Origin of the sequence: Enterobacter sp. BRE11 (genome assembly GCF_031844285.1) — a bacterium.
Taxonomy (GTDB): Bacteria; Pseudomonadota; Gammaproteobacteria; order Enterobacterales; family Enterobacteriaceae; genus Pantoea.
The window spans coordinates 1-25,816 of sequence record NZ_JAUZUX010000029.1 but is presented as its reverse complement, the minus strand read 5'-3'; the positions used below and the strand labels follow the sequence as shown (position 1 = coordinate 25,816).

General features: G+C 56.8%; 22 protein-coding genes and 1 riboswitch. Of the genes, 7 read left to right on the top strand and 15 right to left on the bottom strand.

The window, feature by feature from the left end; all coding sequences use genetic code 11:
* The 3 genes from Q9R34_RS21035 to purD all read left to right on the top strand — a co-directional run.
* On the top strand, window positions 1-263 hold a 263-nt coding region (locus tag Q9R34_RS21035), incomplete at its 5' end, for a hypothetical protein (RefSeq protein ID WP_485896306.1).
* A gap of 7 nt (window positions 264-270) precedes the next feature.
* Window positions 271-1,860 carry a bifunctional phosphoribosylaminoimidazolecarboxamide formyltransferase/IMP cyclohydrolase gene (gene purH / locus Q9R34_RS21030; protein ID WP_434127101.1) on the top strand — a complete coding sequence of 530 codons (1,590 nt, stop codon included), beginning with the start codon at window positions 271-273 and terminating at the stop codon, window positions 1,858-1,860.
* 16 nt (window positions 1,861-1,876) lie between these two features.
* Complete coding sequence (purD, locus tag Q9R34_RS21025; protein WP_434127100.1) at window positions 1,877-3,157, top strand: phosphoribosylamine--glycine ligase; 1,281 nt, start codon at window positions 1,877-1,879, stop codon at window positions 3,155-3,157.
* 35 nt (window positions 3,158-3,192) lie between these two features.
* On the opposite strand, the gene Q9R34_RS21020 is transcribed toward purD, so the two are convergent.
* The 6 genes from Q9R34_RS21020 to nudC all read right to left on the bottom strand — a co-directional run bounded on the left by Q9R34_RS21020 (window position 3,193) and on the right by nudC (window position 7,588).
* On the bottom strand, window positions 3,193-3,855 hold the full coding sequence (locus Q9R34_RS21020) for a DUF1481 domain-containing protein (RefSeq protein WP_434127099.1): 663 nt from the start codon (window positions 3,853-3,855) through the stop codon (window positions 3,193-3,195).
* Window positions 3,856-3,923: 68 nt separating this feature from the next.
* Complete coding sequence (gene hupA, locus Q9R34_RS21015; RefSeq protein ID WP_033755847.1) at window positions 3,924-4,196, bottom strand: nucleoid-associated protein HU-alpha; 273 nt, start codon at window positions 4,194-4,196, stop codon at window positions 3,924-3,926.
* 188 nt (window positions 4,197-4,384) lie between these two features.
* Window positions 4,385-4,975 (bottom strand): YjaG family protein, encoded by a 591-nt coding sequence (locus tag Q9R34_RS21010; protein WP_033793167.1) that lies wholly within the window; start codon window positions 4,973-4,975, stop codon window positions 4,385-4,387.
* A gap of 62 nt (window positions 4,976-5,037) precedes the next feature.
* Entirely contained in the window at window positions 5,038-5,706 is a 669-nt protein-coding gene (nfi, locus tag Q9R34_RS21005) for a deoxyribonuclease V (RefSeq protein ID WP_434127098.1), read from the bottom strand.
* 2 nt (window positions 5,707-5,708) lie between these two features.
* Complete coding sequence (gene hemE, locus Q9R34_RS21000) at window positions 5,709-6,776, bottom strand: uroporphyrinogen decarboxylase (protein ID WP_485896303.1); 1,068 nt, start codon at window positions 6,774-6,776, stop codon at window positions 5,709-5,711.
* A 41-nt stretch (window positions 6,777-6,817) separates the two neighbouring features.
* Window positions 6,818-7,588 carry an NAD(+) diphosphatase gene (nudC, locus tag Q9R34_RS20995; RefSeq protein WP_485896301.1) on the bottom strand — a complete coding sequence of 257 codons (771 nt, stop codon included), beginning with the start codon at window positions 7,586-7,588 and terminating at the stop codon, window positions 6,818-6,820.
* Between the two features lie 152 nt (window positions 7,589-7,740).
* On the opposite strand from nudC, the gene rsd reads away from it, so the two are divergent.
* From rsd to thiE, 3 genes are all read left to right on the top strand, one after another.
* Window positions 7,741-8,250 (top strand): sigma D regulator, encoded by a 510-nt coding sequence (gene rsd, locus Q9R34_RS20990; RefSeq protein ID WP_434127095.1) that lies wholly within the window; start codon window positions 7,741-7,743, stop codon window positions 8,248-8,250.
* 250 nt (window positions 8,251-8,500) lie between these two features.
* Window positions 8,501-8,601: riboswitch (TPP riboswitch) on the top strand.
* Window positions 8,602-8,687: 86 nt separating this feature from the next.
* Window positions 8,688-10,613, top strand: a complete 1,926-nt coding sequence (gene thiC / locus Q9R34_RS20985; RefSeq protein WP_485896299.1) for a phosphomethylpyrimidine synthase ThiC — start codon at window positions 8,688-8,690, stop codon at window positions 10,611-10,613.
* Window positions 10,610-11,242 carry a thiamine phosphate synthase gene (gene thiE / locus Q9R34_RS20980; RefSeq protein ID WP_485896297.1) on the top strand — a complete coding sequence of 211 codons (633 nt, stop codon included), beginning with the start codon at window positions 10,610-10,612 and terminating at the stop codon, window positions 11,240-11,242. The genes thiC and thiE overlap by 4 nt, the downstream gene beginning before the upstream one ends.
* A 181-nt stretch (window positions 11,243-11,423) precedes the next feature.
* On the opposite strand, the gene Q9R34_RS20975 is transcribed toward thiE, so the two are convergent.
* Window positions 11,424-12,893, bottom strand: a complete 1,470-nt coding sequence (locus Q9R34_RS20975; protein ID WP_434127092.1) for an aminotransferase-like domain-containing protein — start codon at window positions 12,891-12,893, stop codon at window positions 11,424-11,426.
* An 86-nt stretch (window positions 12,894-12,979) separates the two neighbouring features.
* Here Q9R34_RS20975 and Q9R34_RS20970 point away from each other — a divergent pair, with 86 nt between their 5' ends.
* Window positions 12,980-13,258 carry a DUF1127 domain-containing protein gene (locus tag Q9R34_RS20970; RefSeq protein WP_434127091.1) on the top strand — a complete coding sequence of 93 codons (279 nt, stop codon included), beginning with the start codon at window positions 12,980-12,982 and terminating at the stop codon, window positions 13,256-13,258.
* 178 nt (window positions 13,259-13,436) lie between these two features.
* Here Q9R34_RS20970 and rpoC read toward each other — a convergent pair whose 3' ends face one another.
* The 8 genes from rpoC to secE form a co-directional block, all read right to left on the bottom strand.
* Complete coding sequence (rpoC, locus tag Q9R34_RS20965; RefSeq protein ID WP_434127090.1) at window positions 13,437-17,660, bottom strand: DNA-directed RNA polymerase subunit beta'; 4,224 nt, start codon at window positions 17,658-17,660, stop codon at window positions 13,437-13,439.
* Between the two features lie 79 nt (window positions 17,661-17,739).
* Window positions 17,740-21,768 carry a DNA-directed RNA polymerase subunit beta gene (gene rpoB / locus Q9R34_RS20960; protein ID WP_434127089.1) on the bottom strand — a complete coding sequence of 1,343 codons (4,029 nt, stop codon included), beginning with the start codon at window positions 21,766-21,768 and terminating at the stop codon, window positions 17,740-17,742.
* A gap of 328 nt (window positions 21,769-22,096) precedes the next feature.
* On the bottom strand, window positions 22,097-22,459 hold the full coding sequence (gene rplL, locus Q9R34_RS20955) for a 50S ribosomal protein L7/L12 (RefSeq protein WP_033755825.1): 363 nt from the start codon (window positions 22,457-22,459) through the stop codon (window positions 22,097-22,099).
* A gap of 66 nt (window positions 22,460-22,525) precedes the next feature.
* Entirely contained in the window at window positions 22,526-23,023 is a 498-nt protein-coding gene (gene rplJ, locus Q9R34_RS20950; RefSeq protein WP_011091858.1) for a 50S ribosomal protein L10, read from the bottom strand.
* A 352-nt stretch (window positions 23,024-23,375) separates the two neighbouring features.
* Complete coding sequence (gene rplA / locus Q9R34_RS20945; RefSeq protein WP_033755823.1) at window positions 23,376-24,080, bottom strand: 50S ribosomal protein L1; 705 nt, start codon at window positions 24,078-24,080, stop codon at window positions 23,376-23,378.
* Between the two features lie 3 nt (window positions 24,081-24,083).
* On the bottom strand, window positions 24,084-24,512 hold the full coding sequence (gene rplK, locus Q9R34_RS20940; RefSeq protein WP_013507401.1) for a 50S ribosomal protein L11: 429 nt from the start codon (window positions 24,510-24,512) through the stop codon (window positions 24,084-24,086).
* A 147-nt stretch (window positions 24,513-24,659) separates the two neighbouring features.
* Window positions 24,660-25,205: a transcription termination/antitermination protein NusG gene (gene nusG / locus Q9R34_RS20935; protein ID WP_012439920.1), complete on the bottom strand. Its 546-nt coding sequence runs from the start codon at window positions 25,203-25,205 to the stop codon at window positions 24,660-24,662.
* 1 nt (window position 25,206) lies between these two features.
* Window positions 25,207-25,590: a preprotein translocase subunit SecE gene (gene secE / locus Q9R34_RS20930; RefSeq protein WP_033755817.1), complete on the bottom strand. Its 384-nt coding sequence runs from the start codon at window positions 25,588-25,590 to the stop codon at window positions 25,207-25,209.
* Between the last annotated feature and the right edge of the window lie 226 nt (window positions 25,591-25,816).

Sequence of the window (25,816 nt, the reverse complement as noted above, 5' to 3'; positions counted from 1 at the left end):
CAGCTAAATTGCAGAAAAATGACCGTTCGCTGCATTCCACAGCAAAAGCCCGCCTTATACGTGATTACCCACAAAGTTATCCACAATGCATTTCAAAACGAATTTTTGCGAGCAGCACGCAAACGTTTTCGCTACAATGCCCCGCGACGTCACGGATGCCCCTTTTCGGGGCGTTACCTGAAGTTTCGCCTCTTTTTATTCATAAGAAGATCGCTAAGCTTGATGTAACGCTCTTATTTACGCGAAACAAAGCCAAGGGATAAAACCACCATGCAACAACGTCGTCCTGTACGCCGCGCTCTGCTGAGTGTCTCAGACAAAGCAGGTATCCTCGAATTTGCTCAGGCGCTCTCCAGCCGCGGCGTCGAACTCCTCTCTACAGGCGGAACCGCCCGCCTGCTGGCCGATGCGGGTCTTGCCGTTACCGAAGTGTCTGACTACACCGGCTTTCCGGAAATGATGGATGGACGCGTCAAAACCCTGCACCCGAAAGTGCACGGCGGCATTCTGGGTCGTCGCGGCCAGGATGACGCTATTATGGCGCAGCACGCTATCGAACCTATCGACATGGTGGTAGTTAACCTCTATCCCTTTGCGCAGACCGTCGCACGCGAAGGCTGCACGCTGGAAGATGCGGTTGAGAATATCGATATCGGCGGCCCGACCATGGTGCGCTCGGCGGCCAAGAACCATAAAGATGTGGCGATTGTGGTTAAGAGCAGCGACTACGACGCCATTGTGGCGGAGCTGGACGCCAACGAAAACTCGCTGACGCTGGAAACCCGTTTTGACCTTGCGATCAAAGCGTTTGAGCATACCGCCGCCTACGACAGCATGATTGCCAACTATTTCGGCTCACTGGTTCCCGCCTATCATGGCGAGCGCAATCAACCCGCCGGCCGTTTCCCGCGCACGCTCAATCTGAACTTCATTAAGAAGCAAGATATGCGCTACGGCGAAAACAGCCATCAGGACGCCGCCTTCTATATAGAAGAGAACGTGCAGGAAGCGTCGGTGGCCACCGCGCAGCAGATGCAGGGCAAGGCGCTCTCCTATAACAATATTGCTGATACCGACGCGGCGCTGGAGTGCGTGAAGGCGTTCAGCGAAGCGGCCTGCGTTATCGTTAAGCATGCCAACCCCTGCGGCGTCGCCGTTGGCGCATCGATTCTTGAGGCTTACGAGCGCGCGTATCAGACCGACCCGACTTCTGCCTTCGGCGGCATTATCGCTTTTAACCGTGAACTGGATGAAGCCACCGCGCAGGCGATTATCAGCCGTCAGTTCGTTGAGGTGATTATCGCCCCTTCCGCCAGCGAAGCGGCGCTGAAAGTCACGGCGGCCAAGCAGAACGTTCGCGTGCTGGTTTGCGGCCAGTGGCAGGCGCGCGTCCCCGGTCTCGATTTCAAACGCGTTACTGGCGGTCTGCTGGTGCAGGATCGCGATCTGGGCATGGTGGAAGCGAGCCAGCTGCGCGTGGTCAGCAAGCGTCAGCCGAGCGAGCAGGAGCTGCGCGACGCGCTCTTCTGCTGGAAGGTCGCGAAGTTCGTGAAATCCAACGCCATCGTTTATGCGCGTGACAATATGACCATCGGCATCGGCGCCGGCCAGATGAGCCGCGTCTACTCCGCTAAAATCGCCGGCATCAAGGCTGCGGACGAAGGGCTGGAGGTTAAAGGCTCGGCGATGGCGTCCGACGCCTTCTTCCCGTTCCGCGACGGTATCGATGCGGCAGCCGCCGTCGGCATCACCTGCGTTATCCAGCCGGGAGGCTCTATTCGCGACGACGAGGTTATCGCCGCGGCTGATGAACACGGCATCGCCATGATCTTCACTGACATGCGCCACTTCCGCCATTAATTATCCGGAGAGCAAAATGAAAATTTTAGTGATTGGCAACGGCGGTCGTGAACACGCGCTGGCCTGGAAAGCGGCGCAGTCGCCGCTGGCGGAAACGGTATTCGTCGCGCCCGGCAACGCAGGTACTGCGCTGGAGCCCGCGCTGCAAAATGTCGATATCAGCCCGACCGATATCCCTGCCCTGCTCGCGTTTGCCCAGCGCGAAGCGATCGACCTGACCATCGTCGGCCCGGAAGCGCCGCTGGTTATTGGCGTGGTCGACGCCTTCCGCGCGGCGGGTCTGAAGATTTTCGGCCCAACCAAAAACGCAGCGCAGCTGGAAGGCTCTAAAGCCTTTACCAAGGATTTCCTTGCCCGCCACCATATTCCTACCGCGGAGTACCGCAACTTTACGGATGTTGAAGTGGCGCTGGCGTACCTGCGCGAGAAAGGCGCGCCTATCGTCATCAAGGCTGACGGCCTGGCTGCCGGTAAAGGCGTGATCGTCGCAATGACGCTGGAAGAAGCTGAAGCGGCGGTTAAAGATATGCTGGCCGGCAACGCTTTCGGCGACGCAGGCCATCGCATCGTGATCGAAGAGTTTCTCGACGGCGAAGAAGCCAGCTTTATCGTGATGGTGGACGGCGAACACGTGCTGCCGATGGCCACCAGCCAGGATCATAAACGCGTCGGCGACGGCGATACCGGCCCGAACACCGGCGGCATGGGCGCCTACTCTCCTGCCCCGGTGGTGACCGACGAGATCCACCAGCGCGTGATGGATCAGGTGATCTGGCCAACGGTGCGCGGCATGGCGGCAGAAGGCAATGTCTATACCGGCTTCCTGTATGCCGGCCTGATGATTGATCGGTCGGGCCAGCCGAAAGTCATCGAATTTAACTGCCGCTTTGGCGATCCCGAAACCCAGCCAATCATGCTGCGCCTGCAGTCGGACCTGGTTGAACTCTGCCTGGCGGCCTGCGACGGCGCGCTGGATAAGACAGATTCAAAGTGGGATCCGCGCCCGGCGCTCGGCGTCGTGCTGGCAGCGGGCGGCTATCCGGGCGACTACGTCAACGGCGAGCAGATTCATGGCCTGCCGCTGGAGCAGGTTGACGACGGCAAGATATTCCATGCCGGGACGCGCCTTGAGAACGATCTGGTGCTGACGAACGGCGGCCGCGTGCTCTGCGTTACCGCGCTGGGCGACGACGTGGCGGCGGCGCAAAAGCGCGCCTATGAGCTGGCTCAGCCTGTTTCCTGGAACGGCAGCTTCTGCCGCCGCGATATCGGCTATCGCGCCATTAACCGCAAGTAAGTAAAAAGGGCGCGCCATGCGCCCTTTTCTCTGCCTTAAAAATCCGCTTCTTTCGGCTGTGAATCGCAGCGTTCTCCCGATGCCGCGCGCAGCAGCTGCGTGCCTTCCGGCGCCTCCAGCCAGGAGACCAGCAGCGGCGCGGCGCTGTGCCGCTGCTGCTGCGCCAGCGTCTGCAGCGCGTAATCGTCAAAAGAGGGCGACTCACGTCCGCCATCGCAAAGGGCGATTTGCTTCGCGCCCAGCCACTGGCCCTGCTTCAGCATCACGCGACCGCTAAGCAGCGCATTGCTCTGCGCCAGCATCCGCTGCGCATCGAACTTATAGAGCTCTACCGTATCCGGATCGACCGCTTCACGTCGCCCGGCCAGCTGCCGCTGCATAAAGCTCAGGCTGCCATCCTGATCGAAGCGCAGAGTAACATCGTCAGGCTGCTTGCCGCTGACGTGGCGCGCGACGCTAATCAGCTTCTCCTCTTGCCACACGTAGTCGGTAGTTTCTGCCGCCTCGCCGTTAAAAGGCGTGTAGAGCGTGCGCAAATGAATCGTAAGGTGGCTGTTTTTGCGCCAGATGCGCACTGCGCCGCGATCGGCAAGATAACCGCTGGCGCTAAAAGGAGGCGTGTCGGGCGTAGAACCGCACCCGGAAAGCAGAAGCAGAGTAAGCAGAGCAAAACAGGAGGGCAAACGCAGGTTCGGCATAGCTGGCCCCTAATACAAAAGGGGCGAATTCGCCCCTTCTTTTAAAATTCTGACCGCAATGCGACGTCTTATTTAACAGAGTCTTTCAGCGCTTTACCAGACACGAATGCCGGTACGTTTGCCGCAGCGATTTTGATCTCTTTGCCAGTTTGCGGGTTGCGACCGGTACGCTCAGCGCGGTGGTTCACTTTAAAAGTACCAAAACCAACCAGTTGTACAGCATCACCTTCTTTCAGAGACTCAGTGATCGCAGCCAGAGTTGATTCCAGAGCCGCTTTAGCCTGGGTTTTCGACAGGTCCGCTTTTTCCGCGATCACATCAATCAGTTGAGTCTTGTTCATAAGTTATCCTTAAAGTGTATTTATCGCTTGCTAAGCAACGAGTGCGAGGGAAAAGCCATATTCTGGCACTCTTCAGCCTGCACGCACCGATAGCCACAATTTTCAGCCCCCCAAATGTAGACCAGAGAGGGGGCCGATGTGAAGCCTCCAGGCGCGCTAATTCGGGCCTGAAGTCACGTTTTCCCGCCTTACTGCTGAAAATTTATACCGATGTTGCTGATTCCCGCCTCCCGCAGGTCTAAACGCAAACCTTTGATCAATTCAAGGTCTCGTTCTTCACAGTCGGCAAGCAGGCGGAAAATCTCCCATTGCAGGTCCCATTCATCGATTACGGCTGGGTTTTCGCGCAGCTCTTCGTCGCTCATTTCGCGTCCGGCCTGGGTCATTTCCAGCATCGCTACGGTGGTGATCGACGTCTTGCTGACCTCAATCGCATGCTCCAGCGTTTCGCCGCTCAGCATCGCGTGCAGCACTTCACTTAGCGCCACGCAGGCGTCGATAGCGGGATAGACGCCGTACACCTCGAAGGCGTCGCCGTCGGGAATGGCGGCTTCAAGCTTTTCCAGCTGGCTGTCAAAATTAATTTTGGCATCTTTGACCGTCAGGCTTTCCCAGATGAGATCGAGAAGGCGGCGATAAAGCGCCGGATCGGCGAATTCCGTCTGCTGGCAGAATGCCCAGTAATTGGGGAACATACGCTCGCACAGGCAAGCCATAAACGTCAGATGCTGCCAGCTTTCCAGCTTAGCCAGACGCAGGTGAACGGGGTTTTGTAACATGAACAGGGCTCTTCATCGTTTAGCTGGCGGCAGTGTACCGCAAAAGCGCCGCGCGCACAGCGTTAAAGCGCGCTTTGCCAGCGCTGAAAGGCGGTGCGGTTGGATGCCACGGCATCCGCCCAGCGCGTAGGCTCCGGCAGGCGATAGCCGCCCATGCAGTTTTCCACCCAGTGGAGTGCGCTATCCAGGCTGACGCGGTGTCCTGTCGCCACGAAAAGCGGGTTGCAGCGCGCTTTGCTGCGCCATACCCAGCCGATCTGCTCGCCTTTGTCTATCAGCGGCTGGCGCGAGCCCGGTTCGGCGTCCAAATCGGCAAAGCGACCGCACAGGCGCTTTTTCGCCACGCCGATAGTCGGCACGTCAACCATCAAGCCAAAGTGTGAGGCGACGCCGAGGCGACGCGGGTGCGAAATGCCGTGTCCGTCGACAAAAAGTAGATCCGGTTTGCGCTCAAGCATCTCCCATGCCGCCAGCAGCGCAGGATATTCGCGAAAAGAGAGGAAGCCGGGAATGTAGGGCATGGTGGTAGCGATGCGCGCCACGCGATGCTCCACCAGCTTGAGGGAGGGATATTCGAGGATCACCAGGGCGGCACGCGTGACCGCCCCTTCCTGCTCGAATCCGACATCGGCGCCGCCGATAAAACGCGGCGGCAGAACGTCGAAATCATCCTGCCGCACCACCTCTGCAGCGCGCTGAATTTGCTCCGCGCGCAGTGCAGCAATGTCCATACTTACTCCTGATGATATTGGCCTGAGAGACGATGTACCGCCTCGACGAACACGCCCGCATGCTCTGGCGGCACATCCTGATGGATACCATGTCCCAGGTTGAAGACGTGACCGCTGCCCGCGCCGAAGCCGTCGAGAATGCCTGCGACTTCCTGCTCGATACGTGCAGCTGGCGCATAAAGCATAGACGGATCCATGTTGCCCTGCAGCGCCACTTTGTCGCCGACGCGACGACGCGCCTCGCCAATATCAGTGGTCCAGTCAAGACCGAGCGCGTCGCAGCCGGTGGCCGCCATCGCTTCCAGCCACTGTCCGCCGCCTTTAGTGAAAAGGGTAATCGGCACGCGGCGCCCTTCGTTCTCATGCAGCACGCTGTCGACGATTTTATGCATGTAGTGGAGCGAGAACGCCAGGTAATCGCGGCCGGTCAGCACGCCGCCCCATGTGTCGAACACCATCACCGACTGCGCGCCCGCGCGGATCTGCGCGTTGAGATAAAGAATGACGCTGTCCGCCAGCTTGTCGAGCATCGCATGCAGCGTTGCCGGATCGGCATACATCATTTTTTTGATTTTGGTAAAAGCCTTGCTGCTGCCACCTTCGACCATATAGGTCGCCAGCGTCCAGGGACTGCCGGAGAAACCGATCAGCGGCACTTCGCCGTTGAGGTTTTTGCGGATGGTGCGCACCGCATTCATCACATAGCCGAGTTCCTGCTCAGGATCGGGCACCGGCAGTTTGTCGACATCGGCGCGGCAGGTAACCGGGTTAGAAAAACGCGGGCCTTCGCCGGTTTCGAAGTAGAGTCCCAGCCCCATCGCGTCGGGGATCGTCAGGATATCGCTGAAGAGGATCGCCGCGTCGAGCGGATAGCGGCGCAGCGGCTGCAGGGTGACTTCACACGCCAGTTCGGCGTTTTTGCACAGCGACATAAAATCGCCGGCTACGGCACGCGTCGCTTTGTACTCCGGCAAATAACGCCCGGCTTGTCGCATCATCCATACCGGCGTGATATCGACCGGTTGACGTAACAGGGCGCGCAGATAACGATCGTTCTTCAGTTCACTCATTTCAGGACTCTCTCAATTTCAGGCGCGTAGTGTAACACTTCTTACGCCTCGCTGCGGCAGATGGCGACGGTATCTTCGATTAGCCGGCGCGCCACAGTGCCCGGCGGCGGCAGCTGCGGCAGCGCGTCGTAGCGGTACCAGCCGGCGTCCAGCAGCTCTTTGTTATCGATTTGCAGATCGCCGCCATCATATTCCGCCATAAAAGCCATCATCAGCGAATGCGGGAAGGGCCAGGGCTGCGAGGTAACGTAACGCAGGTTTTTGACGCGGACGTTGCTCTCTTCCATCACCTCGCGCGCGACCGCCTGCTCCAGCGTCTCGCCCACCTCGACAAAGCCCGCCAGCACGGTATAGATGCTGTTGCGATGACGCGCATGATTGGCCAGCAATATTTCAGCGCCGCGTCGAATGGCGACAATGATGCAGGGCGCGATTTGCGGATAGTAGCGCTCGCGGCAGTGGCCGCAGAGACAGGCGTTTTCATGCTTGCTCAGATGCATTTCGTGGCCGCAGTAGCCGCAGAAGCGATGCGAGCGGTAAAACTCCGCCAGCTGCACGGCGCGCCCGGCAAGCTGAAACAGACCGGGCTCTTCATCAATCAGCTGACGCACCGAGAACATATCGCGATCGCGGCTCTCACACACCAGCCATACCGTTTCGCCCTGCCACTCGCCGACCGCCAGCGCCTTGCTGCCTGTAAGCTTAAACGCAGCGGCGCCGCCGTGAGGCAGATCGCCTTGCGGCAACCAAAGTTTCTGTTCATGGCTGACAATCCACCATCCAGCGTCTACGCTTGAGATCTCATGTTGCATCTAATCGTCATCCTTAGCGTCTTACCGATACGCTGAAGTCCTGATGTTAAGTGTGTAGACAAACAACTATACCCTAAATCGTCCAGCTTGCAGGCGGCACCAGGCCAGCCGCAGCGTGACGGGAAGGGAACTTTCTTTACATGGAGTCAGATATGCTTAACCAGTTAAACGTCCTGACCGAGCGCGTAGGTGGCAGCAACGAACTGGTAGACTCGTGGCTGGACGCCCGTCGCCAGCTACTTGTTTCTTATTACCACCTGGTTGGGCTGAAGCCTAACAAAGAGGCGCTCACAACGTTAGACGAGCAGGCGCTCGACAATTTTTGTCACGGTCTGGTCGACTACCTTTCTGCCGGTCACTTCAGCATTTACGAACGCATCATCAATGAGATGGAAGGCGACAGTCCAATGATTGCCGCTGCGCAGGTTTATCCGCCGCTGGAAGCCAACACCGAGCGCCTGATGCAGCTCTATGATGGCCACTTGCAGCAGTCCATTGACGACGATAACTGCGTTGATTTTCAGCTGGCGCTGTCGGAAGTCGGCGAAGTGCTGGAAGCGCGCTTTACGCTGGAAGATAAGCTGATCCAGCTTGCCTGGGATAATAGCCTGGTAAGCATAACAGCGGCCAACGACAGCAGCAGGCTGTCGCGTCCGGCTTAACATCAAGCAGTTGTAAATGGCTTGTTATTCTGCGCAAGCCCTTCTATGCTGAACGGGTTTTCGACTTTACCGTCAAAAACCCGTTTTGTTTTTTGTGCGATATGCACGAGCGTTTTGCGTTTTCAGCGTAGAGTGCGCCGCCAGTTCACGCCCGGATAGCGCGCAGGGACGGGGGCATACTGAAGTATGTGACCGTCACGAGCACTGCCCAGGGGTGAAATGGCAAGCTAAGCCGCTTAAAACGTGAAATGAAATCTTGTCGGAGTGCCCGCAAGGGCTGAGACCGTTAATTCGGGATCCGCGGAACCTGATCAGGTTAGAACCTGCGAAGGGAACAAGAGTAAACATCATCAGTACGCTGGCGATTTTGCCTGACGTTTCTGTTACTCCTTCCGAACTCCGGACAAGCAACGTTCCCCCTCAACAGGAAAATTGCTATGTCTATGACCAAAACCAACCGACGTGAACAGCGCGCCCAGGCGCAGGCCTTTATTGAAGCGCTTCAGAGCGGCGTAGCCTTTCCCAACTCGAAACGTATCTGGATCCGGGGCAGCCGTGCCGATATTCGCGTGCCGATGCGCGAGATCCAGCTCAGTCCGACGCTGCTCGGCGGCGATAAAGATCGTCCGCGCTATGAAGAGAATGAGGCGGTGCCGGTCTACGATACCGCTGGTCCCTATGGCGATCCCGATGCCGTTATCGATGTTCAGCATGGACTGGCAAAGCTACGCGCCGACTGGATCGCCGCGCGCGACGACAGCGAGACGCTGACGCACACCAGCTCGCGCTATACGCAGCAGCGTCTGGCCGACGACGGGCTCGATCATCTGCGTTTCGAGCGGCTGCCGCAGCCGCGGCGCGCCAAAGCGGGGCGCTGCGTTACCCAGCTCCACTATGCCCGTCAGGGCGTCGTCACGCCGGAGATGGAGTTTATCGCGCTGCGTGAGAATATGGGGCGCGAACGTATTCGCAGCGAAGTGCTGCGCCAGCAGCATGACGGCCACGGCTTCGGCGCGCAGCTGCCGGAAAACATCACCCCTGAGTTTGTACGTCAGGAAGTGGCCGCCGGACGCGCCATTATTCCCGCGAATATCAACCATCCCGAGTCAGAGCCGATGATTATCGGCCGCAATTTTCTGGTCAAGGTCAACGCCAACATCGGCAACTCAGCGGTCACCTCCTCTATTGAAGAAGAGGTGGAGAAGCTGGTCTGGTCGACACGCTGGGGCGCCGATACCGTGATGGATCTCTCCACCGGCCGCTATATTCATGAAACGCGCGAGTGGATCCTGCGTAACAGCCCGGTGCCCATCGGTACCGTACCGATTTATCAGGCGCTGGAAAAGGTCAACGGCGTGGCGGAGAACCTCGACTGGGAGGTGTTCCGCGACACGCTGCTGGAGCAGGCGGAGCAAGGCGTCGATTACTTCACTATCCACGCTGGCGTGCTGCTGCGCTATGTGCCGCTGACGGCGAAGCGCCTGACCGGCATCGTTTCGCGCGGCGGGTCGATTATGGCGAAGTGGTGTCTGTCGCATCATCGCGAAAGTTTTCTCTATACGCACTTCCGCGAAATTTGCGAAATCTGCGCCGCCTACGACGTTTCGCTGTCGCTTGGCGACGGCCTGCGTCCCGGCTCGATTCAGGACGCCAACGACGAGGCGCAGTTCGCCGAGCTGCGCACGCTGGGCGAGCTGACAAAAATCGCCTGGGAGTATGACGTGCAGGTGATGATTGAAGGTCCCGGTCATATTCCTATGCAGATGATCCGTCGCAATATGACCGAGCAGCTGGAGCACTGCCACGAAGCGCCGTTCTATACGCTCGGCCCGCTGACCACCGATATCGCGCCCGGCTACGATCACTTCACCTCCGGCATCGGCGCCGCGATGATTGGCTGGTTTGGCTGCGCCATGCTCTGCTACGTTACGCCCAAAGAGCATCTCGGCCTGCCGAATAAAGAGGACGTTAAGCAGGGTTTGATTACCTATAAGATCGCCGCCCACGCGGCGGATCTGGCGAAGGGGCATCCCGGCGCGCAGATCCGCGATAACGCCATGTCCAAAGCGCGCTTTGAATTTCGCTGGGAGGATCAGTTCAATCTGGCACTCGATCCTCACACCGCGCGCGCCTATCACGACGAAACCCTGCCGCAGGAGTCGGGTAAAGTGGCTCACTTCTGCTCAATGTGCGGCCCCAAATTCTGCTCGATGAAAATCAGTCAGGAAGTGCGCGACTATGCGGCCAGCCAGGCCGAGGCGCAGCCGATCGCCATCGGCATGCAGCAGATGTCTGAAACCTTTCGCCGCCGCGGCGGCGAGCTTTACCACTCAGCCGACGCGCTGAACGAGGAGAAACAATGAACGCCCCTTTCCCTGCTACCGCCTCGCGCTTAGGACTCTATCCGGTCGTCGACAACGTGGAATGGATTGCACGCCTGCTGGAGGTCGGCGTGCGCACTATCCAGCTGCGTATTAAAGATCGGGAGGCGGCGGCGGTGGAGCCATCGATTATCGAGTCGATTGCGCTCGGCAAGCGTTACAATGCTCGTTTGTTTATCAACGATTACTGGCAGTTGGCCGTTAAGCACCGCGCTTACGGCGTGCATCTGGGTCAGGAGGACCTGGATGTCGCGAACCTGAACGCCATTCGCGAGGCGGGTCTGCGGCTGGGGGTGTCGACGCACGACGATCGCGAGCTGGATCGTGCGCTGGCGATACGCCCTTCCTATATCGCGCTGGGGCATATTTTCCCTACCGAGACGAAGGCAATGCCGTCAGCGCCGCAGGGGCTGACGGAGCTTCAGCGGCATCTCGCGCGGCTTAAAGGCGTTTCGACCGTGGCAATTGGCGGCATCAGCCTGGCGCGCGCGCCGGCGGTGCTGGCAACCGGCGTCGGCAGTATCGCCGTCGTCAGCGCCATTACCCAGTCGCCGGACTGGCGCGCTGCGACCCAGGCGTTGCTGGCGCTGGCGGAACCGCCGGAGGCCTGACACGGAACGCGCCGCGCAAAAAGCGGCAACCTCCTGCAACAGCGGTAAAAAGAGTGGAAAACGGCGCACAGCGACAGGCTTTCTCGCTCGCGCCGTTATTCTGCTGCGCTACAGTGGCTTTCGCCGGGTATGTGCCCGGCCAGGGCCGGAACCTCCCCTCACCTCTCTGGCCCTGCCTCAACTATTTAGCCAGGAGGGCATCATGCTGCAGGGAGTGTGGAGAGTGTTCGCCCGTGCAGGCGGCTATCGCGTGCTCGACCGCCTGTCCGACTTTTGCCAGCGCCTGTTCGACACGGTCGTCCAGCGTTACCGCGAAGCTCAGTCGCAGGCAGTTGCGATATTTTCCCGATGCGGAAAAGAGCGATCCCACCGCAATCTGAATATGCGAATCGCGCAGTTCGCGATTAAGCCGCACGGCGTCAAACGCTTCCGGCAGTTCAACCCACATCATAAAGCCGCCCTGCGGACGCGAGACGCAGATGCCGCAGGGAAAGTAGTGACGCACCCAGCAGCTGAAGCAGTCGTAGTTGCGCTGATAAAGCTGACGCATACGCCGCAGATGCGGCTGATAGTAGCCCTGGCGAATAAACTCCGCCATCGCATGCTGCGCCAGCGTGTTGCTGGAGCCGGTAGCGATATACTTCATATGCAGTACGCGATCGCGATAGCGTCCTGGCGCAACCCAGCCGATGCGCAGGCCGGGCGCGACCGTTTTCGAAAAAGAGCTGCACAGCAGCACCCGACCGTCCAGGTCGAGCGATTTCAGCGTGGCTGGCCGCGGATACTCCCAGGCCAGCTCACCGTAAACATCGTCTTCAATCACCGCTACGTCAAAGCGCTGCGCCAGCGTCAACAGTGCACGCTTACGCGCCTCCGGCATAATGAAACCCAGCGGATTGTTGCAGTTAGGCACCACCATGACAGCCTTGATTGGCCACTGCTCAAACGCCAGCTCCAGCGCTTCCAGACTGATGCCGGTGACCGAGTCGGTGGGGATCTCAATGGCGCGAATGCCGAAGCCGCGCAGGGTCTGCATAATGCCGTGAAACGACGGCGACTCCACCGCGATGATATCGCCCGGCTCGCATATCGCGCGGATCGACACCGACAGCGCCTCATGGCAGCCGGTGGTAATAACGATATCGTCAACCGACAGCTGACAGCCGCTGTCGATCGCCAGCCGCGCTACCTGCTCGCGCAAGCCCGTTACGCCATACAGATTGTCATAGCTGAGAAGCTGTGTTTCCTGCCGCTGCGCCTGCCGACTGAGAATTTTCCACAGCGGTTTGAGGGTCGGCTGGGTGAGGTTGGGCATGCCGCTGCCCAGCTGCAGCACGTCGCTTTCCTGACGGCTCTCAAGCAGATCCAGCACCGACTCCCACTGAGTGATCTCTACCGGACGCTGCACCGGGCGCGTCAGCGCCGGCACCGGCGGCGCGGCCTTACGCGGCGCGACGAAATAGCCGGAACGCGGCTGCGGCGTAATCAGCTGCTTCTCCTCCAGCACGTGGTACGCCTGCTGCACGGTGCTAATGCTGACGCCATGTTCAAGGCTCAGCGTGCGCACTGACGGCAGCTTTTCACCGCTGCGGTAAAGCCCCTGCTCAATGCGCTGTGCCAGATGCATCGCCAGCTGTTGATAACGCGTCATGTTCGGCTCCCGTCAGGCTGAGAAGTTAAAAAACAGTACAGGCAGGCAAATTTTTTACCATTCAGACGCTGCCTGAGGCAATCTGTATGTTAAATAAAGTCGAATTTTGCGTCTGTATCCTTTGCGCCATCAGGCAGAAACTATTTCTCAGTTCACCTGATGAGGAAAGTAAAATGGGATACGAAGAAAACTGTGCGGCAAAACCTTTTTCTGTTACGCCCTGGTCTCTATTACGCGCCATCGCGCGCTGCCTGAGGGGTCTCCATCAGCGGCGTAAGACGCGCCTGATTCTGCTGCAGCTTAGCGATGCGCAGCTCAAAGATATCGGCCTGACGCGCGGCGATATTGAAAATGTGAAGCGTTAGCGTGCTGAAGTTCCACAGGGTGCGCCCCGGCCTTTTTTGCTCTGGCGGGTAGAGAAATGCTGTCCGCCAGACGTTTACTATCTCAACCAGCTCGCCGCTGGCAAAACCCCGTCACTAATCACTTTTTTATCCCAAAAAAAACCCTGCCGAGGCAGGGTTTTTATTACGCGAAGAGCGATTAGTCGTTGTCGCTGCCGCCGAGACCGGCATTCAGCAGTTCAGCCAGGCTGGCAGAGGCTTCATCCGCAGTAACCTGCGGCGCCACTGGCACTTCACCTGCGGCTTTACGACGCATACGATCCTGATGGTAGGCGTAACCAGTACCGGCCGGGATCAGACGACCCACGATCACGTTCTCTTTCAGGCCGCGCAGTTCATCGCGCTTGCCTGCAACAGCGGCTTCGGTCAGGACACGAGTCGTCTCCTGGAACGAGGCTGCCGAGATGAACGATTCGGTTGCCAGCGACGCTTTGGTGATACCCAGCAGATCGCGCACGTAGGTCGCGCCGATTTTGCCGTTCGCTTCGAGATCGCGGTTGGAGATCTTGATGCGAGAGACTTCTGCCTGCTCACCTTCCAGGAAGTCGGTGCTTCCCGCGCTCATGATGGTAGCTTTACGCAGCATCTGACGAACGATGACTTCAATGTGCTTATCGTTAATCTTAACGCCCTGCAGACGGTAAACTTCCTGCACTTCGTTAGTGATGTAACGGGTCACAGCATGGACGCCACGCAGACGCAGAATGTCGTGCGGCGATTCCGGACCGTCTGAAACCACGTCACCACGCTCTACGCGCTCGCCTTCAAACACGTTAAGCTGACGCCATTTCGGAATCATCTCTTCGTAAGGCTCGCTGCCATCAACCGGCGTAATCACCAGACGACGTTTACCTTTGGTCTCTTTACCGAAGGAGATGATACCGCTGATCTCCGCCAGGATTGCTGGCTCTTTCGGACGACGCGCTTCGAACAGGTCGGCAACGCGCGGCAGACCACCGGTGATATCCTTGGTACCGCCAGATTCCTGCGGCACACGCGCCAGGGTGTCACCAGAACTAATTTTCTTACCATCTTCCAGCTGTACGATCGCTTTGCCTGGCAGGAAGTACTGAGCCGGCATGTCGGTGCCTGGGATCAGAACGTCTTCGCCCTGCTCATCGACGATTTTCAGCGCCGGACGCAGGTCTTTACCACCAGCAGTACGCTCTGCGGTATCCAGTACCACCAGCGAGGAGAGGCCGGTCAGTTCGTCGGTCTGACGCGTGATGGTCTGGCCATCAATCATGTCAGTAAAGCGAATAAAGCCGCTGACTTCGGTGATAACCGGCATGGTGTGCGGATCCCAGTTCGCTACGGTTTCGCCCGCTGCAACCTGTTCGCCGTCGCCTTTCGCCATGGTCGCGCCGTAAGGGACTTTATAGCTCTCTTTAGTACGGCCAAACTCATCGATCATTTTCAGTTCGACGTTACGCGAGGTAATAACCAGTTTGCCAGCGGAGTTAGTTACCGACTTGGCGTTGGTCAGTTTGATGGTACCTTTGTTTTTCACCTGAATGCTGGACTCAGCTGCCGCACGCGATGCCGCACCACCGATGTGGAACGTACGCATGGTCAGCTGTGTGCCCGGCTCACCGATGGACTGTGCCGCGATAACACCGATCGCTTCACCTTTGTTGATGATGTGACCACGTGCCAGGTCGCGACCGTAGCAGTGGGCGCACACGCCAAAATCGGTTTCACAGCTAACAACGGAGCGAACCTTGATGGTGTCGACAGAGTTCTGTTCAACCACATCACACCAGTGCTCATCCAGCAGCGTATTACGCGGAACCAGGATGTCAGCGGTGCCCGGCTTCAGCACGTCTTCTGCGGTCACACGACCCAGTACGCGCTCGCGCAGCGGCTCTTTAACGTCGCCGCCTTCGATAACCGGCGTCATCATGATGCCTTCGAAGGTGCCGCAGTCATCTTCGGTCACTACCAGATCCTGCGCAACGTCAACCAGACGACGCGTCAGATAACCGGAGTTCGCGGTTTTCAGTGCGGTATCCGCAAGACCTTTACGCGCACCGTGGGTCGAGATGAAGTACTGGAGTACGTTCAGACCCTCACGGAAGTTCGCGGTGATCGGCGTCTCGATGATGGAGCCGTCTGGCTTCGCCATCAGGCCACGCATACCGGCCAGCTGACGAATCTGCGCTGCAGAACCACGCGCACCGGAGTCCGCCATCATAAAGATGCTGTTAAAGGAAACCTGTTTCTCTTCTTCGCCGTCACGGTTAATCACGGTTTCAGTCGAGAGGTTTTCCATCATCGCCTTCGCTACGCGCTCGTTCGCCGCAGCCCAGATATCGATGACTTTGTTATAGCGCTCGCCCGCGGTAACCAGACCAGACTGGAACTGCTCCTGGATCTCAGCCACTTCCGCTTCCGCTTCGGTGATGATTTCCACTTTCTTCTCTGGGATAACCATGTCGTCGATGCCGACAGACGCGCCTGAACGGGCAGCGTAGGCGAAACCGGTGTACATGGTCTGGTCAGCAAAGATAACAGTCGGCTTCAGGCCCAAAATGCGGTAACAGGTGTTCAGCATTTTGGAGATCGCTTTTTTGCCCAGCGCCTGGTTAACGATAGAGAACGGCAGACCTTTCGGCACGATCATCCACAGGATGGCGCGGCCAATGGTGGTGTCGATGAGGCTGGTTTTAGCGACCCACTCATCCTGCTCATTTTTCTCGTGTTCGGTAATACGTACCTTCACACGAGCGTGCAGCGATGCCAGGCCAGCGCGGTAAACACGCTCGGCTTCTTTCGGGCCGGTCAGCACCATGCCTTCGCCTTTGGCGTTAACACAGTCACGGGTCATGTAGTACAGACCCAGTACAACGTCCTGAGACGGAACGATGATTGGCTCGCCGTTCGCAGGTGACAGGATGTTGTTGGTAGACATCATCAGCGCACGCGCTTCCAGCTGGGCTTCCAGCGTCAGCGGTACGTGAACGGCCATCTGGTCACCATCGAAGTCGGCGTTATAGGCCGCACACACCAGCGGGTGCAGCTGAATAGCTTTACCTTCGATCAGAACCGGTTCAAACGCCTGGATACCCAGACGGTGCAGCGTCGGTGCACGGTTCAGCAGAACCGGGTGCTCGCGGATAACTTCATCCAGGATATCCCAGACAACCGCTTCTTCGCGCTCAACCATTTTCTTCGCGGCTTTGATGGTGGTGGCCAGGCCACGCAGCTCCAGCTTGCCGTAGATGAACGGTTTGAACAGCTCCAGCGCCATTTTCTTAGGCAGGCCGCACTGATGCAGACGCAGGTATGGACCTACGGTGATAACAGAACGACCGGAGTAGTCAACACGCTTACCGAGCAGGTTCTGACGGAAACGACCCTGTTTACCTTTGATCATATCGGCCAAAGATTTCAGCGGACGCTTGTTGGAACCGGTGATCGCACGACCGCGACGGCCGTTATCCAGCAGGGCGTCGACCGCTTCCTGCAGCATACGTTTTTCGTTGCGTACGATGATGTCAGGCGCGGCCAGATCCAGCAGACGCTTCAGACGGTTGTTACGGTTGATAACGCGACGATAGAGATCGTTCAGATCCGACGTCGCGAAACGACCGCCGTCCAGCGGAACCAGCGGACGCAGATCCGGCGGCAGCACCGGCAGCACGGTCAGGATCATCCACTCTGGCTTGTTGCCAGACTGCACGAATGCTTCCAGCAGCTTGATGCGCTTGGTCAGCTTCTTACGCTTGGTCTCGGAGTTGGTTTCGTTCAGCTCTTCACGCAGCTGCTCGCACTCTTGCTCCAGATCCATATTTTTCAGCAGAGCCTGGATCGCTTCGGCGCCCATCTTCGCATCGAATTCGTCACCGAACTCTTCCAGCGCGTCAAGGTACTGTTCTTCGGTCAGAATCTGACGTTTTTCGAGGTTGGTCATGCCACCTTCGACAACAACGTATGATTCAAAGTAGAGCACGCGTTCGATATCGCGCAGCGGCATATCCAGCAGCAGGCCGATACGGGACGGCAGCGACTTCAGGAACCAGATGTGCGCGGTCGGAGAAGCGAGTTCGATGTGGCCCATGCGCTCACGGCGCACTTTGGTCTGGGTCACTTCAACGCCGCACTTCTCACAGATCACGCCGCGGTGTTTCAGGCGCTTATACTTACCGCACAGGCACTCGTAATCTTTTACCGGTCCGAAAATACGGGCGCAGAAAAGACCGTCACGTTCAGGCTTGAAGGTACGGTAGTTAATGGTTTCCGGCTTTTTCACTTCACCGAATGACCAGGAACGGATCATGTCTGGCGAAGCCAGCGCAATTTTGATCGCATCAAACTCTTCGGTCTTAGTTTGCGCTTTCAGAAACTTAAGTAAGTCTTTCACGGATTAGCTCCCGTCGGAGTGGAACTCTCAGGGGCGCGCAGCCGAAACGGCGCGCCCCATAACCAGTACTTGCGAGTGCTTACTCGTCTTCCAGCTCGATGTTGATGCCCAGCGAGCGAATCTCTTTCAACAGTACGTTGAAGGACTCCGGCATGCCCGGTTCCATCTGATGGTTGCCGTCGACGATGTTTTTATACATCTTCGTACGACCATTCACGTCATCAGACTTAACGGTAAGCATTTCCTGCAGGGTGTATGCCGCGCCGTATGCTTCCAGCGCCCACACTTCCATCTCACCAAAGCGCTGACCACCGAACTGTGCTTTACCACCCAGCGGCTGCTGAGTAACCAGGCTGTAAGAGCCGGTTGAACGCGCATGCATCTTGTCATCCACCAGGTGGTTGAGTTTCAGCATGTACATGTAGCCCACAGTTACCGGACGCTCGAACTGCTCGCCGGTACGGCCGTCAAACAGGGTGATCTGGCCGGAAGTCGGCAGATCGCCAAGCTGCAGCAGCTCTTTGATTTCGCTCTCTTTCGCGCCGTCAAACACCGGCGTCGCGATCGGCATACCTTTTTTCAGGTTCTCAGCCAGACGCAACACTTCGTCATCAGAGAAGGTGTTGAGGTCAACGCGCTGACGCACGTCCGCGCCCAGGTCATAGGCGCGCTGGATGAATTCGCGCAGTTTCGCGACTTCTTCCTGACGCTTCAGCATGGCGTTGATCTTGTCGCCGATACCTTTCGCCGCCATACCCAGATGCGTTTCCAGGATCTGACCGATGTTCATACGTGACGGTACGCCCAGCGGGTTCAGTACGATGTCGACCGGCGTGCCGTTCTCGTCGTAAGGCATATCTTCGATCGGGTTGATCTTAGAGATAACACCTTTGTTACCGTGACGGCCTGCCATCTTATCGCCCGGCTGAATCTGACGTTTAACGGCCAGATAGACTTTGACGATTTTCAGCACGCCCGGCGCGAGGTCGTCGCCCTGGGTGATCTTGCGACGCTTGGCTTCAAGTTTTTTCTCAAACTCGTGCTTCAGTTCGTCGTACTGCTCAGCCAGCTGCTCCAGCGCGTTCTGTTTCTCTTCGTCGGTCAGGCCCAGCTCCAGCCAGCGCTCGCGCGGCAGCTTGTCGAGCTTGTCCGCTTCTACGCCGCCAGAGATCAGTACAGCCTGAATACGGCCGAACAGGCCCGCTTCGAGGATCTGCAGTTCTTCAGACAGGTCTTTCTTCGCCTGCTTCAGCTGCATCTCTTCGATTTCCAGCGCACGCTTGTCTTTTTCCACGCCATCGCGGGTAAAGACCTGAACGTCGATAACGGTACCAGAAACGCCGTTCGGCACGCGCAGCGACGAATCTTTCACGTCGGAGGCTTTTTCGCCGAAGATAGCGCGCAGCAGTTTCTCTTCCGGCGTCAGCTGGGTTTCACCTTTCGGCGTGACCTTGCCCACCAGAATGTCGCCACCGGTCACTTCTGCACCGATATACACAATGCCGGACTCATCCAGTTTAGAGAGCGCAGCTTCACCCACGTTCGGGATATCAGCGGTGATCTCTTCTGGCCCCAGCTTGGTGTCGCGAGACACGCACGCCAGTTCCTGAATGTGGATGGTGGTGAAACGGTCTTCCTGAACCACACGCTCGGAAACGAGGATGGAGTCTTCGAAGTTGTAACCGTTCCACGGCATGAACGCGACGCGCATGTTCTGGCCAAGCGCCAGTTCACCCAGGTCGGTTGACGGACCGTCAGCCAGCACGTCGCCGCGCTCGACCGGCTCGCCCAGCGACACACACGGCATCTGGTTGATGCAGGTGTTCTGGTTAGAACGGGTGTACTTAGTCAGGTTATAGATGTCGATGCCCGCTTCGCCCGGATACATCTCATCTTCGTTAACTTTGATAACGATACGGGATGCGTCGACGTACTGTACGGTACCGCCACGTTTCGCTACGGCGGTCACGCCTGAGTCGACTGCTACCGCGCGCTCCATACCGGTACCTACCAGCGGCTTATCAGCGCGCAGCGTCGGTACAGCCTGACGTTGCATGTTCGCACCCATCAGGGCGCGGTTAGCATCGTCGTGCTCCAGGAACGGGATCAGTGACGCACCGACGGAAACCACCTGCTGGGTGGAAACGTCCATGTAGTCAACCTGATCGCGGCTGAACAGGCTCGATTCGCCTTTGCTACGGCAGGTGACGAGATCGTCAACGAAGTGACCTTCATCATCCAGCTGGGCGTTCGCCTGAGCGATAACGTAGTTACCCTCTTCGATTGCAGAGAGGTAATGGATTTCGTCAGAGACCACGCCGTCGATAACGCGACGATACGGGGTTTCCAGGAAACCGTACTCGTTAGTCTGCGCGTAGACAGACAGCGAGTTGATCAGACCGATGTTCGGACCTTCAGGGGTTTCGATTGGACATACGCGACCGTAGTGGGTCGGGTGTACGTCTCGAACTTCGAAGCCAGCACGCTCGCGCGTCAGGCCGCCTGGGCCGAGTGCAGAGATACGACGTTTGTGCGTAATCTCAGACAGCGGGTTGTTCTGATCCATAAACTGTGAGAGCTGGCTGGAGCCAAAGAACTCTTTCACCGCCGCCGAAATCGGCTTGGCGTTGATCATGTCCTGCGGCATCAGCGTGTCGAGATCGCCCAGCGACAGACGCTCTTTCACCGCGCGCTCTACGCGAACCAGGCCAACGCGGAACTGGTTTTCCGCCATTTCACCTACTGAACGAATACGACGGTTGCCGAGGTGGTCGATATCGTCCACTTCGCCTTTACCGTTACGGATGTCGATCAGCTTCTTCATCACTTCGATGATGTCTTCTTTGCTCAGGATGCCTGAACCTTCGATTTCATCACGCAGCAGTGAACGGTTGAACTTCATGCGGCCAACAGCGGACAGATCGTAACGATCTTCCGAGAAGAACAGGTTCTCGAACAGGTTCTCAGCGGCTTCACGCGTCGGCGGCTCGCCAGGACGCATCATGCGGTAGATCTCAACCAGCGCGCTCAGGCGATCGTTGGTCGGGTCAACGCGCAGGGTCTCGGAGATGTACGGGCCGTGATCCAGATCGTTGGTGAACAGCGTTTCGATACGCTTGTGGCCAGCCTGGCTCAGCTTAGCTAGCAGGTCCATGGAGAGTTCCATGTTCGCCGGAACAATCAGTTCGCCGGTGCTCTCGTCGATATAGTCTTTCGCGACCACTTTGCCCGCGATGTACTCAACCGGCACTTCGATGTGCTGAATGCCATCTTTTTCCAGCTGACGAATGTGGCGCGCAGTAATGCGACGACCTTTTTCAACGTAGACGTTGCCGTTCGCTTCGATGTCGAAAGAGGCAGTTTCGCCGCGCAGGCGCTCAGGCACCAGCTCCATCTGCAGCTTGTTGTCGCGAATCTCGAACACCACTTTCTCGAAGAACAGATCGAGGATCTGCTCGGTGGTGAAGTTCAGCGCGCGCAGAATGATACTGGCCGGCAGCTTACGACGACGGTCGATACGTACGAACAGGTTGTCTTTCGGGTCGAACTCGAAGTCCAGCCATGAACCGCGATAAGGAATGATGCGTGCGTTATAGAGCACTTTACCCGATGAGTGGGTTTTACCTTTATCGCTGTCGAAGAAGACGCCAGGACTACGATGCAGCTGAGAAACGATAACGCGTTCAGTACCGTTGATAACAAAGGTACCGTTGTCCGTCATGAGCGGGATTTCGCCCATGTAGACTTCTTGTTCTTTAATGTCTTTTACGGTGCCTTCCGGCGCTTCGCGCTCGTAGATCACCAGACGTAGTTTGACGCGCAGCGGAGCAGAGAACGTCACGCCACGAATCTGACACTCTTTCACGTCAAAGACGGGTTCGCCCAGACGATAGCTGACATATTGCAGCTCTGAGTTACCGCTATAACTCTGAATGGGGAAGACGGAACGGAAGGCTGCTTCCAGTCCGTACTGACCTTCTGAATCTTGCTCGATGAACTTCTGAAACGAGTCAAGCTGGATAGAAAGGAGATAAGGTATGTCCAGTACTTGCGGACGTTTACCAAAATCCTTACGAATACGTTTTTTCTCGGTATAGGAGTAAACCATAGGGTTCCTCAGCTAGCTGACAAGTCGACCCACGCTGTCCGTCCTGAAGGACAGTTCATGCAACACTATTTTGTTTGATTCATGCGGCGCAGAGGCCACATGCAATACATCTTTCTATCACTCTTAAATCATTTCATTGCATTAGCATGGGCAGGGAACCCGCGCAGGAAAGCAGTATATTAAGTCGTCGATAGAAAAAGATATTGAAGAGCAGCGATGGACAAACAGTGCGAAACCCCATCAAGGCTCTTGAGCGCAAAAAGGCTGGTGACCCAAAAGCCACCAGCCATCAGCCTGATTTTACTCAGGCTGCAACCCGAAGGTTGTCTTACTTAACTTCAACGTCAGCGCCAGCTTCTTTCAGAGCAGCTTCAAGTGCAGCTGCGTCGTCTTTGCTGATGCCTTCTTTGATCACGCCAGTTGCTTCAACCAGGTCTTTGGCTTCTTTCAGGCCCAGACCAGTTGCGCTACGAACGGCTTTGATTACCGCTACTTTGTTCGCGCCAGCAGATTTCAGTACGACGTCGAATTCAGTTTTCTCTTCAACAGCTTCAGCCGGGCCAGCAGCAACAGCTACAGCAGCAGCAGCAGAAACGCCGAATTTTTCTTCCATAGCAGAAACCAGCTCAACTACTTCCATTACGGACATAGCGGCAACGGCTTCCAGAATTTGGTCTTTAGTGATAGACATGACAATTGTTCCTAAGAATCAGAAAAAGTTTATACGTTAGCAAGTACGAATGAAAAGAATTTGGCCTTAAGCCGCTTCTTTTGCATCGCGAACAGCAGCCAGAGTGCGGACCAGTTTGCCAGCAGCGGCTTCTTTCATGGTCGACATCAGACGTGCCAGTGCTTCTTCGTAAGTCGGCAGCGTTGCCAGACGGTCAATTTGTGCCGCCGGGATCAGCTCACCTTCAAAGGCTGCAGCTTTGACCTCAAATTTTGCATTCGCTTTCGCGAAATCTTTGAACAGACGAGCAGCAGCGCCCGGGTGTTCCATAGAATATGCAATCAGGGTCGGACCAACAAACGTGTCTTTCAGGCACTCGAACTGAGTACCTTCAACGACGCGGCGCAGCAGGGTGTTACGAACAACACGCATGTAAACGCCAGCTTCACGACCTGCTTTACGCAGTTCGGTCATTTTATCAACGGTAACGCCGCGAGAATCCGCAACAACCGCTGACAGCGCGCCTTTGGCTACTTCGCTGACTTCAGCAACAATCGCTTGTTTGTCTTGAAGATTTAATGCCATTAGCTTTTGCTCCTGGATTTTGGCCGGAGATGAATTTCTCCGGAACTCACTTCACCTACCGACCCAAAGGAAGGTAAGCGCTAAAACACGGTGAGCAGAATCCAGTTAAGAAAAAATTCTTTTTGGCTCTGTCACCGTCTACGCAGGGGATTAAGCGTCACATCCGAAGATGGGCCGCGCCTGCGGTCTTGGACGGAGGCCAGGAAAGGCCTGGCTCCAACCTACCCCGCCGTTTTCGTCGCCTTGCTGAAGCAAGTGCGCTGGTCACAGCGGGATATAAATTCAGCGTCTGTTTTACCAGAACAACGGGCGTAAGATTCTAGGTGAATTTTTCGCCCGTTTCAAGCAGCAATTAGTTTGCTGCTGCGTTCAGACCCGCCTGGTCGATGGCAACGCCAGCGCCCATGGTGGTAGACAGGCTGATTTTCTTGATGTAAACACCTTTTGCCTGAGCAGGTTTTGCTTTTTTCAGCGCAACCAGCAGAGATTCCAGGTTTTCTTTCAGCTTGTCAGCGTCGAAGTCCACTTTACCGATGGTAGTGTGGATGATGCCGTTTTTGTCGTTACGGTAACGAACCTGGCCCGCTTTAGCGTTTTTAACCGCTTCAGCAACGTTCGGCGTGACGGTACCGACTTTCGGGTTTGGCATCAGGCCGCGTGGGCCCAGAACCTGGCCTAACTGGCCAACAACGCGCATCGCATCTGGAGAAGCGATAACCACGTCAAAGTTCATTTCGCCTTTTTTGATCTGGTCAGCCAGATCTTCCATACCTACCAGCTCAGCGCCAGCTGCTTTAGCAGCTTCAGCGTTTGCGCCCTGGGTAAAGACGGCAACGCGTACTGAACGACCAGTACCGTGCGGCAGAACGGTCGCACCACGAACGTTCTGGTCAGATTTACGAGCGTCGATGCCGAGGTTAACGGCAACGTCCACGCTCTCTACAAACTTAGCGGTAGCCAGTTCTTTCAGCAGAGCAACGGCTTCAGTAACATCGTACTGTTTGGTCGCATCAACTTTGTCACGGATCACGCGCATGCGCTTGGTCAGCTTAGCCATTTCTTAGTCCTCCACTACCAGGCCCATGGAACGAGCGGTACCTTCGATAGAGCGAGTCATCGCTTCTACGTCAGCACCAGTCATGTCCGCAGCTTTGGTTTCTGCGATTTCACGTACCTGAGCACGGGTTACTTTACCGACTTTGTCTTTGTTCGGCTTACCAGAACCAGACTTGATGCCCGCTGCTTTTTTCAGCAGAACGGCGGCCGGCGGCGTTTTGGTAACGAAGGTGAAAGAACGGTCGCTGTATACGGTGATAACAACCGGAGTAGGCAGACCTTTCTCTAGGGATTCCGTTTTGGCGTTAAACGCTTTACAGAATTCCATGATGTTAACGCCCTGCTGACCCAGAGCCGGACCTACCGGTGGGCTCGGGTTAGCCATACCCGCTGCAACCTGCAGCTTGACGTAGGCTTGTACTTTCTTGGCCATGATTTTTCCTCAGTTGGGTATAGCGCCTGAAAAACAGGCTCCCCGTGATAACAATTCACACGCTGTTGCCAGCGCATAAAAACAAAAGGCGCGAAATTATAGTTAAATTTCGCGCCTGCTGCAAGAGTCAAAATGTGAACAAGGTGATTAACCTTTCTCCACCTGCCCGAAGTCCAGTTCGACCGGCGTTGCGCGGCCAAAGATAGAAACGGACACTTTCAGGCGGCTCTTCTCGTAATCCACCTCTTCGACCACGCCGTTGAAGTCGGCGAACGGGCCGTCGTTGACGCGCACCATTTCGCCCGGTTCGAACAGCGTTTTCGGACGCGGCTTATCACCCACCTGCTGCAGGCGGTTCATGATCGCATCCACTTCTTTATCGCTGATCGGCGCTGGGCGGTCAGAGGTGCCGCCGATGAAACCCATCACGCGCGGTACGCTGCGCACCAGGTGCCAGCTGGCGTCATTCATCACCATCTGCACCAGCACATAGCCGGGGAAAAATTTGCGTTCGCTTTTACGACGCTGACCGCCGCGGATCTCTACCACTTCTTCAGTAGGAACCATGACGTCGCCGAACAGCTCTTCCATGTTGTGCAATTTGATGTGCTCGCGCAGCGACTGTGCTACGCGGCCTTCAAAGCCGGAAAACGCCTGCACGACGTACCAGCGTTTTTTTGGAGCTTCAGACATCTCAGAACCTCAGGCCAGTGATAAACGATACCAGACGGACCAGAATACCATCCAGCCCCCACAAAATCAGTGACATCACGGCGGTAACCGCGGCAACGATTAACGTGGTATGCAGCGTTTCCTGGCGAGTCGGCCAAATGACCTTACGCATTTCGGTGCGTGCTTCACGTGCAAAAGCCACGGTTGCTTTGCCTTTGACCGTCAGCAGCGCAATGCCGCCCGCAGCCGCAATCAGCACCACGACGGCCAGCGCGCGCAATGGCAGCGTCACATCGCGATAGATATAATTGCCTACGATGGCTACCAGCAGCAACGCAACAACAGCCAGCCATTTTATCGCTTCCAGGCCGCGCCCGCTCCCTTGAGCTTCGGTATTCGCACTCATAAACCAACCTGCCACAATAATTCAGAAACTATTTTGCCCCGCAAGGCGAGGCATCCAAACCGAATGAGCTTTTGGGGCGTAACTCGGTATCCTACGCCGCGCAACAGAGCCTGTCTCAGCAATGATTATGATCGAAAATCACTGATGAGCCAGGTTCTATATAACAGCGTGCAAAAAGGGCATCAAATGATGCCCTTTCCGTATGCATTGCGTCAAATGTTATCGT